We start from the raw sequence: 13,769 nt of genomic DNA on the forward strand, positions 1-13,769 counted from the left end.
CAAATCCCATCAGCTTCGGTGATGAGTGCGGAAAAGGCGGCTATTCAGCCGCTTCCCGCTGGTCGAGTTCGCTGGCGGCGAGCCAGCGCTCTGCGTCGAGGGCGGCCATGCAGCCCAGGCCGGCCGCCGTGACGGCCTGGCGATAGTGCTCGTCGGTGACGTCGCCGGCCGCGAAGACGCCCGGGACGTTCGTGCGAGTCGTGCCGGGCTCGACATCGATGTAGCCGGATTCACGCATGGTGAGCTGGTCGGCGAAGAGCTCGGTCGCCGGCTTGTGGCCGATCGCGATGAAGACGCCGTCGGCCTTCAGCTCGCTCACCGCGCCGGTCTTGGTGTTGGTCAGGCGCAGATGCGTGACATTCGGCGGCTGCGTGCCGCCGCAGATCTCGGCGATGGCGCTGTCCCAGATCACCTCGATCTTCGGATGCTTGAACAGGCGCTCCTGCGTCACGCGCTCGGCGCGCAGATGATCGCGGCGATGGACCAGCGTGACCTTGCTCGCGAGATTGGCGAGGTAGAGCGCCTCCTCGACCGCCGTGTTGCCGCCGCCGACGACCACGACCTCCTTGTTCCGGAAGAAGAAGCCGTCGCAGGTGGCGCAGGCCGAGACGCCGAAGCCCTGGAAGGTCTGCTCGGAGGGAAGGCCAAGCCACTTTGCCTGAGCGCCGGTCGCGATGATCAGCGCGTCGCAGGAATAGGTCTCGCCGCCATCGCCCCACAAACGAAAGGGGCGCTGCGAGAGGTCGACGCGGGCGATGTGGTCGGAGACCATCTTCGTGCCCATGTGCTCGGCCTGAGCACGCATCTGCTCCATCAGCCAGGGGCCCTGGATCACGTCGGCGAAGCCGGGGTAGTTCTCGACATCGGTGGTGATCATCAGCTGGCCACCGGCCTGCAGGCCGGAGATCAGCACCGGCTCCAGCATGGCGCGGGCAGCGTAGATCGCCGCAGTGTAGCCGGCCGGGCCGGAGCCGATGATCATGACGCGGGCGTGGGTGTGGGCCATCGTCTCCATTCCTCTCCTGCGGGCGAGAGCCGCAGCTTCGATCCGTCACATACGGCGGCGCGGCGCCGAAACAAGAGCCATCGGGCTCAAGCAGCGCCCAGCCGCAAAGCGGCCCGGTGGCGCTGCCAGCCCTGCCGTATCGCATCGGCGATGACGGGCGTGGAGTCTATCGGCTGGTAGCCTTCACCTTCAAGGCGTCCACAGAAGCGATGCACAACGCCTTGGCGCTCCAGGGCCTGGATCAGCGCCGCGATCTTGGGATGGCCCCCTTGCGGCTCGAACACCAGGATCGGTGCGCCCGTCGCGGTGGCCTCGCCGATCATGTTGGTGGAATCGGCGGTCGCGACGATGGCGTCGGCATTGGCGAGCAGAGCGAGATAGGGATTCTCGCCCGAGCCGTCCCACCACCAGCCACGGTTCCGGGCGAAGACGGCTGCGACGGCGGCGGCCAATGCGGGGGAGGTGCGCCGGGAGGGCGAACCGATCAGGGACGCGCCTGACTGTGCCAGATCGTCGAGTTGCCCGGCGAAGCGCTCGATGTCAGCCGGCGTGAAACGGTGGTGGCGGCTGTCTCCACCGACCAGCACCGCGACGCGCGGACGTGGCAGGCCGGCGAGGGCTGCGGGTGGCGCAGCGCGCGCGGCGGCGAGCTTCTCTGGTGTCAGGCGATGAGGGGAGGTGGTGGTGACGAGGACATTGTCGCCGCGCAGCCGGTCATGTCCGGCCACCCAGATCAGGTCCGCGGTGCCGGGGCCGGTGAGCGGGTCCTTGAGGAAGACGGTATAGGTCGCGCCGTTCGAAACTTTCTTGAGCGTCCGCAGATAGGCGACGGCACGCCGCCCCGAGGCGATCGCGATCTCCGGGAAGGGCGGGCTGAGGGGGCTCCCAGGCCGGTCTGGCGCCTCGCGTGGATCGATCGGGCCGCGCGGCATCAGCCAAGTCCATAGCCGGCGTGGCTTCACCCGGCGGATTTCCGGAACGACGCCCAGCCGTTCGGCCACGCCGAGGCACTGCAATTCGTCGCCGGCCTTGCCGTCGCTCAGGACCCAGACGGTCGGCGTCGGATTTTCGTGCATGGCTGTCTGCGTCTGCGGCATGCGCCTTGTATCGCCCGTCACTGCCGTCTACACCAGCGCGGCTCTTCTTCGAGGATATTTTTGCCTTTTGGGGATATTCGTGCGTCCGAAACTCGACGATATCGACCTGCGCATCCTGCGCGAGCTCCAGGCCGATGGGCGCATGACCAATGTCGAGCTCGCCAGCCGCGTCGGCATCTCGCCACCGCCCTGCCTGCGCCGCGTCCGGGCATTGGAGGAAGCCGGGCTGATCCGCGGCTACCACGCCGATCTCGACGAGCGAAAGCTGGGCTATGAGGTGGTCTGCTTCGCCTTCGTGCATCTGGCGAGCCAGGCCGAAGCCGATCTCGCGGCCTTCCAGGGCCGCATCCGCGAATGGGCCACGGTGCGCGAATGCTGGACGCTCTCGGGTGACATCGACTTCGCGCTGAAATGCGTGGCGCCGGACCTGAAGGCCTTTCAGGACTTCGTGTCGGAACTCACGGCCATGCCGAATGTCCGCAACGTCCGTACCGCGCTCGCCCTCGACCGGGTCAAGGACGAGCCGATCGTGCCTTTCGGCTGAGAGCCCATCTCGAAACTCTACTGCGGCGGCCATCTGACGGCGCTTTCTGCGCTTCCGGTGCTCACGGACCGATATCCGCTGCGCTCCGGTTCTCAAAAACGCCGCCATCCGACTCACCACAGCGAGTTTCGACGGGCTTTGAGCGCTCAGCCGATATAGCGCTTGATCCAGTAGGCGTTGTTGCGGGCGAGCGCCCTCAGGCGAAGCTGATCGATGTCCGGCCGATACCAGGCGCCGGCCCCGCCGGAGAGCTCCGTCGACATGATCGGATAGCTGGCGAGCTCTCGGTTGCCGCGATCGTAGAGCGTCGCCGTGCTTTCGAGATAGTCATTAGCGCCCCCGCCATCGGACGGCTTGCCGCCGCCGCCACCGCCGGCATAGCTCGCCAGCCAGATCTTGCTGACGTTGACGACGAGATGCGTACCGGCGCCGCGCTGCAGCGACGGACCGAGCAGGTCGATCAGCGTGCGTTCGAGTTCGCTCCTGACGATCGCAACATTCGCGCCCCAGGCGTGGGTCACGGCTGGCAAGAACTGGATCTTGATCGAGCCGATCGGCACTTGAGCGGCGGCAATGCCGGGGACGAGAGTGAACGCCGCGGCACCGAGCGAGGAAGCCAGAACAAGTCGACGCGTCATCATGGCCGGGGTCTCCAAAGGCTTGCGTCTTCAATGTAGGCGCGCGGCTGCGATAGTTCCATGGCCGCGCGCCCGCGCCTCATCTTCGTATCGAAACACGCCGTCATTCCGGACAAGCCGCGTCAGCGGCGCCGATCCGGAATCCATCGTAAGGCGCCGGAGCCCTTCGATGGATTCCGGGTCAAGCCCGGAATGACGGCGTGGTTCCGTCAAAAGACCGCTCGATCCGGCGCATTTCCGCGTTTCTCAGAATCGCGGAGATGCTATATCGCCTGGCCGGCGATGCCCGAAACACGAATGCCCGCCACGAGGGCGGGCATGGTGCTGTCTGCGGAGGACGCCGACCTCAGCCGAAGGCGATGCTGACGACCTCATAGGACTTGCCGCCGCCGGGCGTGTTGACCTGGACGGAGTCGCCGACCTTCTTGCCGATCAGCGCGCGCGCGATCGGCGAGCCGATCGAGACCTTGCCGGACCTGACGTCCGATTCCGGCTCGCCGACGATCTGGTAGCTCTTCTCTTCCTCGGTATCGTCGTCGATCAGCTTGACGGTGGCGCCGAACTTGATCGTGTCGCCGCCGAGCTTGCTGACATCGATGATGTCGGCGCGGCCAATCAGCGATTCGAGTTCCAGAATCCGGCCCTCGTTCAGCGACTGCGCCTCTTTCGCCGCGTGATACTCGGCGTTCTCCGACAGGTCGCCGAGCGCGCGCGCCTCGGAGATCGCGGTGATGATGCGCTGACGCTCGACCTGCTGGCGGTGCTTCAGCTCCACCTCCAAAGCGGCGAAGCCGCTCACGGTCATCGGAACCTTTTCCATTCTTTCCGTCCCATAAAGCCCCGAAAACGCGGTTCGCCGGCAGCATCTCGGCCGCCGGCGCCTCCGCGCTTCCGCTCAACCCTTAAACTTCGCCGCGAACAGCCGGTCAGGCCGCGCGTTCGAAGTATGACTGCAACGATCGTACTTCGAGATCGCCGCTGCAATAGGCCTTGATGCCCTCCGCTGCTGCGATCGCTCCGGCCAAGGTGGTATAATAGGGCACCTTGTGCAAGAGGGCCGTTCGGCGAAGGGAGCGGGAATCTGCAAGCGCCTGTGGACCCTCGGTGGTGTTGAAGATCAGCTGAATCTCGCCATTCTTGATCGCGTCGACGACATGCGGCCGGCCTTCCAGAACCTTGTTGATCCGCGCGGCCTCGATGCCTTGCTCCTGCAGCAGGCGCAGGGTGCCGCCGGTCGCGACGATGCGGAAGCCGAGATCGGCGAGGATGCGCACCGCCGGAACGATGCGCGGCTTGTCGTCATCGCGAACCGAGACGAAGACCGTGCCCTTGACCGGCACCTTGGAGCCGGCGCCGAGCTGGCTCTTGGCGAAGGCGGTGTCGAAAGAGCGGTCGAGACCGATGACCTCGCCGGTCGAGCGCATCTCGGGCCCGAGCAGCACGTCGACGCCGGGGAAGCGCGCAAAGGGGAAGACGGCTTCCTTGACGCCGACATGGTCGAGTTTCGCGGGCTTCAGGCCGAAGCTTGCCAGCGCCTCGCCGGCCATGACGCGGGCGGCGATCTTGGCGATCGGCTGGCCGATGACCTTGGCGACGAAGGGCACCGTGCGCGAGGCGCGCGGATTGACCTCGAGGACGTAGATATCACCGTCCTTGATGGCGTATTGCACGTTCATCAGGCCGCCGACATCGAGCGCGAGCGCCATCGCCTTGGTCTGGCGCTCCAGCTCGGCGATCGTCGCCGGGGAGAGCGAGCGGGGGGGCAGCGAGCAGGCCGAATCGCCGGAATGGATGCCGGCTTCCTCGATATGCTCCATGATCCCGGCGACGAAGACGTCCTTGCCGTCGCAGAGGCAGTCGACATCGACCTCGATCGCGTCCGACAGGTAGCGGTCGAACAGCAGCGGGTTCTTGCCGAGGACGGTGTTGATCTGGCCGGTCTTGTCGTTCGGGTACTTGGCCTTGACCTCGGAGGGGATCAGCGAGGGCAGGGTGCCAAGCAGATAGTCCTCGAACATCACCTCGTCGCGGATGATCGCCATGGCGCGACCGCCGAGCACATAGGAGGGGCGGACGACGAAGGGCAGGCCGAGCTCGCCGGCAATGATGCGGGACTGCTCGACCGAATAGGCAATGCCATTCTTCGGCTGCTTCAGGTGCAGCTTGTCGAGCAGGCGCTTGAAGCGGTCACGATCCTCGGCGAGGTCGATCATGTCCGGCGAGGTGCCGAGGATCGGGATGCCCGCTTCTTCCAGCGCATTCGCCAGCTTCAGCGGGGTCTGGCCGCCGAACTGAACGATGACGCCGAGCAGCGTGCCGTTCTGCTTCTCGGTGTCGAGGATCTCGAGCACGTCCTCGGCGGTCAGAGGCTCGAAATAGAGCCGGTCCGAGGTGTCGTAGTCGGTCGAGACCGTCTCCGGGTTGCAGTTGACCATGATGGTCTCGTAGCCGGCGTCGCGCAGGGCGTAGCAGGCGTGGCAGCAGCAATAGTCGAACTCGATGCCCTGGCCGATGCGGTTCGGCCCGCCGCCGAGAATGACGACCTTCTTGCGGTCGGACGGGTTGGCCTCGTCCGCCGCCTTGCCGGCGAAGGGCATGGCGTAGCTCGAATACATATAGGCCGTCGGCGAGGCGAACTCGGCTGCGCAGGTGTCGATGCGCTTGTAGACGGGGCGGACGTCGAGGGACTTGCGCAGGGCCCTGACCTCGGCCTCGGTCTTGGCCGAAACGGCGGCGAGGCGCTTGTCGGAGAAGCCCATCGCCTTGATCTGGCGGAAGGCGCCCGGCGTCTGCGGCAGGCCGAACTTGCGGATCTTCTCCTCGGTCTCGACGATGTCGCGCATCTGGGCGAGGAACCACGGATCGATCTTGCAGCTCTCGTGGATCTCCTCGTCGCTGAAGCCGAAGCGCATGGCCTGGGCGACATGCAGGATGCGGTCCGGCGTCGGCGTCGAGATCGCCGCCTTGATGGCGTTGCGGTCGTCGCCATGGCCGAAGCCCTCGATCTCGATCTCGTCGAGCCCGTCCAGACCCGTTTCCAGCGAGCGCAGCGCCTTCTGCAGCGACTCCTGGAAGGTGCGGCCGATCGCCATGGCTTCGCCGACCGATTTCATCGCCGTGGTCAGGGTCGGCTCGGAACCCGGGAACTTCTCGAAGGCGAAGCGCGGAATCTTGGTGACGACGTAGTCGATCGTCGGCTCGAAGGAGGCGGGCGTCGCGCCGCCGGTGATGTCGTTTTCGATCTCGTCGAGCGTGTAGCCGACAGCGAGCCTTGCCGCGACCTTGGCGATCGGGAAGCCGGTCGCCTTCGACGCAAGAGCTGACGAGCGCGAGACGCGCGGGTTCATCTCGATGACGATCATGCGCCCTGTGGCGGGATCGATCGCAAATTGAACATTGCTGCCGCCGGTCTCGACGCCGATCTCGCGCAGCACCGCCAGCGAGGCGTCGCGCATGATCTGGTATTCCTTGTCGGTCAGCGTCAGGGCCGGGGCGACAGTGATCGAATCGCCGGTGTGGACGCCCATTGGATCGAAGTTCTCGATCGAGCAGATGATGATGCAGTTGTCCTTCTTATCCCGGACAACCTCCATCTCGTATTCCTTCCAGCCCAGCACGCTCTCCTCGATGAGGACCTCGCTGGTCGGGGAGGCGTCGATGCCGCGCTCGACGATGTCGATGAACTCGCCCTTGTTGTAGGCGATGCCGCCGCCGGTGCCGCCCATGGTGAAGGAGGGGCGGATGATGGCGGGAAGACCGATGTCCTCGAGCGCGTCGAGCGCCTGGCCGAGCGTCTTGATGTGATGCGAGCGCGGGGTGTCAAGGCCGATCTTGGTCATCGCCTCGCGGAAGAGCTCGCGGTCCTCGGCCTTGTCGATGGCCTCGGCGGTGGCGCCGATCATCTCGACGCCGAACTTGTCCAGCACGCCCATCTTCTTGAGCGAGAGCGCGCAGTTCAGCGCCGTCTGGCCGCCCATGGTGGGCAGGAGTGCGTCGGGGCGCTCCTTCTCGATGATCTTGGCGACGATCTCCGGCGTGATCGGCTCGACATAGGTCGCATCGGCCAGCTCCGGATCGGTCATGATCGTGGCCGGGTTCGAGTTGACGAGGATGATGCGGTAGCCCTCGGCCTTCAGCGTCTTGCAGGCCTGGGTGCCGGAATAGTCGAACTCGCAGGCCTGTCCGATGATGATGGGGCCGGCGCCGATGATCAGGATGGACTTGATGTCTGTGCGCTTGGGCATGATCTCGACCGGTCTTGGGCAGGCGCGCGCAAGGCCGGTCCGATCAGTCGAGCGGAGGCGAGGCGAGCGTCTGATTGAATGCTAGGCGCTCGCTATAGACGGGCAAGGCGACGGAAGGAAGCTAAAAGCGCTCGCCGCCCTGTTCAACGCACAGGCCGTGCTGCCGGAATGGCGAGATCGATCTCAAGTGGTCGAGGCGCTCGGCGTTTGCGCCGCATGGCGATGAACAGCACGGCGAGCGCCGCGATCTCGCAGGCGGCGCCGACGAAACCGAGCGGCCAGGTGCCGGCATGGCGCATGACCTGCTGGCCGAGCGCGGCGCCGGCCGCGATGCCGAAATAGAGCGCCGAGGCGTTGAGCGAGAGCGCGACGACGGCGGCATCCGGCGCCATCGCAGCGAGGCGCGACATCTGCGAGGGATGGCCGGCCCAGCCCGCCGCGCTCCAGATCAGCAGCACGAAGGGGATTGGCCAGATCGCCAGTGCCGGCGGCAGGCTTACGGCGATGAGCGAGGCGGTGAGCAGCGCCGCGGCCAGCACGGTCAGCACGACGGTCAGCGTGCGCTCGGGGCCGAAGCGGTCGCTGGCGATGCCGCCGAGCTGGTTGCCGATGGCGGAGCCGACGCCGGAGACGACGAGCGTCGCGGCGAGCCAGGGCCCGGCGATGCCGGCGTGGTTGGTCAGGAAGGGCGCGATATAGGTGTAGAGAACGAAGGCGCCGGTGGTCCACAGCATGGTCGTGGCCAGCGCCAGCAGCACATCGCCGCGGCCCGCGACCTGCAGGCGCTCGCGCAGGGTGTTGGTGCCGCGCGGCAGGCCCCTCGGCAGCTTGACGAGCAGGCCCGCCAGCGAAAGCACGCTGAACAGCGTCACGATCAGGAAGGCGAGATGCCAGCCGCCAAAGCCGACGACCGCGGTGCCGATCGGAATGCCGAGAATCAGTGAGACGGTCATGCCGCCGGTGACGAGGGCGATGGCGCGGCCGCGCCGCTCCGGAGCGGATACCGCCACCGCGACGGCGTTCGCTGCCGGCATGAAGACGCCGGCTGAAAGCGCCATCACGATCCGGGCGGCCATCACCACCCAGAAATCGCTGGCGAAGGCGGCGCCGAGATTGGCGAGGCCGAACACCGTCATCGCGCCGGTGAGCACCAGCTTGCGGTCGGCGTCGCCGAGCAGGGTCGAGAAAACGGGAGAGCCGATCGCATAGGCGAGGGCGAAGATCGAGATGAGCAGGCCGGCGGTGTCGACCGAAACGTTCAGGCCGCTGGCGAGATGGGGCAGGATGCCGGTGACGATCAGGCTGCCCGTGCCGATGGCGAAGGCGCCGCCGGCGAGGGAAAGAAGGCGCGTATCCATGGGAATGATCCTTGCGGATGATCGCTGTTTCGAAGGCGAGCTTCAAAATTTCAATGATCGTTGAATTTTAAGATCGCCGATCATTGTGCGCAAGGGTAATTTCAATGAATGTTGAATATTGTCAGGAGCGACGGCATCGCCTATCTCGAAGGTCATGAAGCCGGTCTTCCATCCCGATATCGAGGATGTCGCGCCCGCCGACGTGTTCGCGGCGCTCGCCGATCCGATCCGGCTCGGCATCCTCGTCGCGCTCTCCGACGTCAGCGAGGTCGACAAGGCGCGCTGCAGCCATTTCACCGCCTTTGCCTCGCCCTCGCTCTTGTCCTACCACTTCGCCAAGCTGCGCGAGGCCGGCATCACCCGCATGCGGGTGGAGGGGACGTCGCGCTATCTCAGCATCCGGCGCGACGAGCTGAACCAGCGTTTCCCGGGTCTGCTCGACAGCGTGATCGAGACCGCGCGGCGTGACCCGAACCTGCCACGGCTCGGGCCCGAATGGCTTGCCGGCAGCGACGAGACGCGGGGTCCGACTTCGCCCCGTTGACAGCGACCGGCGCAGGTTTAGCGTCCTCATTTCCGCGATGGCGTCGAGCCGGATCGCGACACGGCACCGGCCACGCCCGAATCCGAGGAGCATGGCCATGCGTGCTGCCGACCCTGAAAAACTCGATGTCCTGGTGGGGCGTCTCGTCGGTGACGTCGGAGCCTCCATCACCGGCGCCCTGATCGTGCTGGGCGACCAGCTCGGCCTCTACAAGGCGATGGGCGACGGCGAGCCCGTCACGTCCCAGCAACTGGCGGACAAGACCGGCCTCAAGGAACGCTATGTGCGCGAGTGGCTCGCCGGCCAGGCCTCGGCCGGCTATGTCGACTATGACGAAGGCAGCGACAGCTTCAGCCTCTCGCCGGAACAGGCCATGGCCTTCGCCGAGGAGGACAGCCCAGCCTTCTTCGCCGGTGCCTTCGAGGTCGTGCAGTCCATGTGGGTCGACGAGCCGAAGGTCGAGGAGGCCTTCCGGAAGGGTTCCGGCCTCGGCTGGCATGAGCACAGCAAATGCCTGTTCCGGGGAACAGAGCGCTTCTTCCGGCCGGGCTACAACGCGCATCTGACGGCGGACTGGATTCCGGCGCTGGAGGGTGTCCAGGCCAAGCTGATGCAGGGCGCGACCGTCGCCGATGTCGGCTGCGGGCACGGCTCCTCCACCATCCTGATGGCGCAGGCCTATCCGCAATCGCGCTTCTATGGTTTCGACTATCACGGGCCTTCGATCGAGCGGGCGCGGGAGGCGGCCGAGGAGGCTGGCGTGGCCGACCGCATCGTCTTCGAGCGCGCTTCCGCGAAGGACTTCCCGGAGCGGAAATACGACCTCGTGACGATGTTCGATTGCCTGCACGACATGGGCGATCCGGTCGGCGCGGGGAAGCATGTGCGCGAGTCGCTGGCGCAGGACGGCAGCTGGATGATCGTCGAGCCCTTCGCACATGACCATCTCAAGGACAATCTGAACCCTGTCGGGCGGATCTTCTACGGCGCGTCCACCATGATCTGCACGCCGGCCTCGCTCTCGCAGGAGGTCGGGCTCGGCCTTGGCGCGCAGGCAGGGGAGATGCGGCTGCGCAAGGTTGCGATGGATGCTGGCTTCTCGCATTTCCGTCGCGCGACCGAGACGCCGTTCAACATGGTATTCGAGGTGCGGGACTGAGCGGGCTGCGTTTTGACGGAACCGCCATCGTCATTCCGGAGCTTCGCGCTAACGAAGAGCCCGGAACCCATGAACACGACGTTAATCGGAAAAGCGCAGACAGCGCGGGGAACCCCTCTCCTGCATCGAAGTCGGCTGTTGCCGACTTCGACACTTTAAGTGCTGATCTCGGGCAAGCCCGAGATCAGTGAGAGGGGCAGGGGTGAGGTGTAGGCCGTTCAACCAGTTCATGATGCCCTCACGGCGGCAGCCGTCAGGTCACAGCTAAAGCGTCCAACGGCCTTCCCCTCACCCTGCCCTCTCCCTCTGGGAGAGGGTTCCCCGCGCAAACTGAATCAGCGCCGTGTTCATGGGTTCCGGGCTCATTGCTGCGCAATGCCCCGGAATGACGGAGCGCTTCCGATTGAGGCTCAGGCATGGATCCCGGATCGGCGCGGCTTTCGCCGCTTGTCCGGGATGACGACATCTTTCCGGAAACCCCGAGCATGCTCCATCCCTTTGTTTGATCGCATTTTCTTCAGGCGAACCGGTATCCACTTCGCTCGAAAATGCTCTAGGAAGCGCGGATGCCGTTTCGCCGCTATCCGCGCCAATTCCGCCAGCTCATGGCCTATGTCGTCGCCGGCGGGCTGACCGCGGTCGCGCATTACGGCGTGCTGATCGGGCTGGTCGAACTCGGCCGGATCGACCCCGTTCCGGCGACGCTCGCCGGCTTCGTCGTCGGCGCGCTGGTTTCCTATACGCTGAACCGCTGGATGACTTTCGACGCCACGCGCACCCATGCGCAAGCGGGATGGCGCTTTGCCCTGATCGCGGCCGGCGGCTTCGTGCTCACCGGCATCCTGATGCATCTCTTCGTAACGCGCGCAGGCTTGCCCTATCTGCCGATGCAGATCGTGACGACGGGGGTGGTGATGGTGTTCTCGTTCCTCGGCCACAAGTTCTTCAGCTTCGCCGACCGGGCGGCGTGAAGCTGCCGCCCGCAGGGGTTTGCCTTACTGCGGCGGGGCGACGGTCAGCGTGAGCTGGCGGCGGCCGATGCGGCCTTCCTTGTCGGTCGCCTCGATCTCGATGACGTGGTTTCCGCTCGGGACGATGACCGAGGGCGCGTCGATTCCGGCCGGCGTGATGAAGGGCTTGATGCGCTCGGTGATGTCGACCGGAGGCTGACGGCGGTAGAAGACGCGCACGGTTGCCGGATCGATCGGCACGCCATTGCTCGGCATGAAGCGAACGGCAAGGCGGAAGGGCTTGCCATCGATGCCCTTGTCCGGCGTCGTCAGGGTGTCGATGCCCGGGCCGCGAGTGAGGTTGCGCGTGCTGGCCGCGGTCTTGGCCGTCGTCGGAAGGTCGGCCTCCTCGCGGGTGATGAGTTGGACGGGGTCGGCGGCGTGCGCCGCCGTCAACATCGCGGCCGTGGCGAGAACAACACGCAGAATGTGCGGGATGAGCACAGTCTTCATCATCGTCCTTATTTCACTCCCAAGATTCCGGCGATCAGGCCGGTGATGGCAGAAATGATCGTACCGACCAGCAGGATGGTGGTCTCGATGGTCTTCAGCGTTTCCATCGGCACCTTGCCATGCACGGCCAGCAGCCCCTTTCGCAGTTCCGGCAGCGAGACGAGGCCCCGCGCGGCAAGCGCAGCCTGCGTCACGCGCAGCAACATCCCCGAGAACATGGAGGCGCCGATGCTCAGCGCGTAGAACGAGGTCTCGCGCCAGGCTGCCGGGCCCTGCGGAAGGAGCGGTATGTTGTCGTGCCAGCTCAGCAACGCGTTCATGGTCACGACAGAAAAAATCGCGAAGGCGATGGCGATGGCGATGTCGAAGGCGATCAGCCGCGGGCGAAGCCCGAAATAGAGCATGCCGGTGACGAAAGGGATCGCAATCGAGGCGAGGCGCAGCACCCAGAGCGGCAGGTCGAACCAGAGCACGATCGCGCAATAGGCCAGCAGCAGCAAAGTCAGGCCGAACGGCAACACCCAGTAGCGGCGGCGCGCGACGGGCAGGGCGATCGGCGGGGCAGGCTCCGGCGCATCTGCGGGCTCGGATGCCGCGGATGCTGCGGCCGCGACTGGTCTGGCCGCGAGCGCGGCACGGTCCTCTTCGGCACGCTTCTCGAAGGCCCCGAGCCGCTCCTCGAGCGCACCGAGACGACGCAGCAGGGGAAGGACAGGCGTCAGGTCGCGCCCGCAGCAACGACAGGACAGCACGCCTGCATTGAGCGCAGCATCGCAATAGGGACAGTTGAACTGGTCCTGCACGGAGCTCTCACGCCTTTGGGGCAAGCCGCGCTCAGAGCCATGTTTGCCCTGTCAGATCAAGATGTCTGGCGACTTACAGCTACGGAACTTTAGTATTAGTCGTGGCGGGGATCCGGGAGACGCGCCGCCTCGCCGGTTAGTTCGGCTTGGCCGCCTTGAAGGTCATTCGGTGCGGGTTGTGGCCGAAATTGGTGGGCCGCTGCAGATCGACGAAGCCGGCCTCGCTGATCAGTTCCGAGATGGCCTCGGATGTGTAGGTCGACAGCCCGTATTGGGCTCTCAGCTTGCGATAGTCCGAAAAGGCTGTGCGGACGAGGCCGGCGAGCGCCGCCGTCAGGAAGCCGCCGCGCCAGGCGAAGGCGAGAAGCTGCGAGGCATCTGTGAGCGGGCTGACATTCGGCGGGATCACGTCCGCGATCACCAGCTTGCCGTCGGGCTTGAGCTTGCCCCGCCAAGTCTCCAGCAATGCCTTCAGCTCGTCACGGGAGAGATACTGGACCAGCGAATTGGCGACGACGAGGTCGAGCGAGGCCTCCGGCAGGGCCTCGACCTCTTCGGGGGAGACGACCGTGATGTTGTCCTTGCGGCCGAATTGAGCGCGCAGCTTCTCGCGCACGTTGGGCGCAGCTTCGCAGAGAAGGAGCCTGCCGCAGGACGAGGCGACGCGCGCGGCGTCGAGCGCTTCGCCGCAGCCATGGTCGAGCACGACGGCGTCCGCAGCGGGAATATGTGCCATCAAGTCGCTAGCGATGGCGCGGTAATGCAGCGCCTTGTGGCGCGGCGAGACGTAGATGGAATGTTCGCCGTTCCAGAAATCGCGCCAGGACATGGGCAGTTTCGATCCTCGGGGGCCGCTCGCGACCGTTGCCCGATGACTAGAGCATCGGACCGAAAAGTGGAATCCACTTTTCGG

General features: G+C 65.7%; 13 protein-coding genes. 4 read left to right on the forward strand and 9 right to left on the reverse strand.

The annotated features are described in order from the left end of the window. Nucleotides 1-40: 40 nt before the first annotated feature. Nucleotides 41-1,006, reverse strand: a complete 966-nt coding sequence (gene trxB, locus FQV39_RS27375) for a thioredoxin-disulfide reductase (protein ID WP_149133171.1) — start codon at nucleotides 1,004-1,006, stop codon at nucleotides 41-43. An 86-nt stretch (nucleotides 1,007-1,092) separates the two neighbouring features. Further along, on the reverse strand, nucleotides 1,093-2,082 hold the full coding sequence (locus FQV39_RS27380; protein ID WP_149133172.1) for a mitochondrial fission ELM1 family protein: 990 nt from the start codon (nucleotides 2,080-2,082) through the stop codon (nucleotides 1,093-1,095). 100 nt (nucleotides 2,083-2,182) lie between these two features. Between FQV39_RS27380 and FQV39_RS27385 the strand changes: the two genes are divergently transcribed. Continuing rightward, nucleotides 2,183-2,647: an Lrp/AsnC family transcriptional regulator gene (locus tag FQV39_RS27385; protein WP_149133173.1), complete on the forward strand. Its 465-nt coding sequence runs from the start codon at nucleotides 2,183-2,185 to the stop codon at nucleotides 2,645-2,647. Between the two features lie 146 nt (nucleotides 2,648-2,793). Here the strand turns inward: FQV39_RS27385 and FQV39_RS27390 are convergent, their stop codons facing one another. The 4 genes from FQV39_RS27390 to FQV39_RS27405 form a co-directional block, all read right to left on the reverse strand. Beyond that, nucleotides 2,794-3,288: a hypothetical protein gene (locus tag FQV39_RS27390; protein WP_149133174.1), complete on the reverse strand. Its 495-nt coding sequence runs from the start codon at nucleotides 3,286-3,288 to the stop codon at nucleotides 2,794-2,796. 343 nt (nucleotides 3,289-3,631) lie between these two features. Continuing rightward, on the reverse strand, nucleotides 3,632-4,105 hold the full coding sequence (gene greA / locus FQV39_RS27395) for a transcription elongation factor GreA (RefSeq protein WP_149133175.1): 474 nt from the start codon (nucleotides 4,103-4,105) through the stop codon (nucleotides 3,632-3,634). A gap of 106 nt (nucleotides 4,106-4,211) precedes the next feature. After that, nucleotides 4,212-7,529: a carbamoyl-phosphate synthase large subunit gene (gene carB, locus FQV39_RS27400; RefSeq protein WP_149133176.1), complete on the reverse strand. Its 3,318-nt coding sequence runs from the start codon at nucleotides 7,527-7,529 to the stop codon at nucleotides 4,212-4,214. A gap of 143 nt (nucleotides 7,530-7,672) precedes the next feature. Beyond that, nucleotides 7,673-8,887: an MFS transporter gene (locus FQV39_RS27405; RefSeq protein ID WP_149133177.1), complete on the reverse strand. Its 1,215-nt coding sequence runs from the start codon at nucleotides 8,885-8,887 to the stop codon at nucleotides 7,673-7,675. 154 nt (nucleotides 8,888-9,041) lie between these two features. Here FQV39_RS27405 and FQV39_RS27410 point away from each other — a divergent pair, with 154 nt between their 5' ends. The 3 genes from FQV39_RS27410 to FQV39_RS27420 all read left to right on the forward strand — a co-directional run bounded on the left by FQV39_RS27410 (nucleotide 9,042) and on the right by FQV39_RS27420 (nucleotide 11,561). Beyond that, entirely contained in the window at nucleotides 9,042-9,431 is a 390-nt protein-coding gene (locus FQV39_RS27410; RefSeq protein WP_149133178.1) for an ArsR/SmtB family transcription factor, read from the forward strand. Nucleotides 9,432-9,528: 97 nt separating this feature from the next. Next, entirely contained in the window at nucleotides 9,529-10,590 is a 1,062-nt protein-coding gene (locus FQV39_RS27415; RefSeq protein ID WP_149133179.1) for a class I SAM-dependent methyltransferase, read from the forward strand. Between the two features lie 566 nt (nucleotides 10,591-11,156). Then, complete coding sequence (locus FQV39_RS27420) at nucleotides 11,157-11,561, forward strand: GtrA family protein (protein ID WP_248313159.1); 405 nt, start codon at nucleotides 11,157-11,159, stop codon at nucleotides 11,559-11,561. A gap of 24 nt (nucleotides 11,562-11,585) precedes the next feature. On the opposite strand, the gene FQV39_RS27425 is transcribed toward FQV39_RS27420, so the two are convergent. The 3 genes from FQV39_RS27425 to FQV39_RS27435 all read right to left on the reverse strand — a co-directional run bounded on the left by FQV39_RS27425 (nucleotide 11,586) and on the right by FQV39_RS27435 (nucleotide 13,685). Next, nucleotides 11,586-12,056, reverse strand: a complete 471-nt coding sequence (locus tag FQV39_RS27425; protein ID WP_149133180.1) for a hypothetical protein — start codon at nucleotides 12,054-12,056, stop codon at nucleotides 11,586-11,588. Nucleotides 12,057-12,061: 5 nt separating this feature from the next. After that, nucleotides 12,062-12,856, reverse strand: a complete 795-nt coding sequence (locus FQV39_RS27430) for a hypothetical protein (RefSeq protein ID WP_149133181.1) — start codon at nucleotides 12,854-12,856, stop codon at nucleotides 12,062-12,064. A gap of 136 nt (nucleotides 12,857-12,992) precedes the next feature. Next, the gene (locus tag FQV39_RS27435) at nucleotides 12,993-13,685 is read right to left on the reverse strand and encodes a class I SAM-dependent methyltransferase (protein WP_149133182.1); all 693 of its coding nucleotides are present in this window, start codon (nucleotides 13,683-13,685) and stop codon (nucleotides 12,993-12,995) included. Between the last annotated feature and the right edge of the window lie 84 nt (nucleotides 13,686-13,769).

The organism is Bosea sp. F3-2 (genome assembly GCF_008253865.1).
In the GTDB taxonomy this organism is placed as follows: Bacteria; Pseudomonadota; Alphaproteobacteria; order Rhizobiales; family Beijerinckiaceae; genus Allobosea.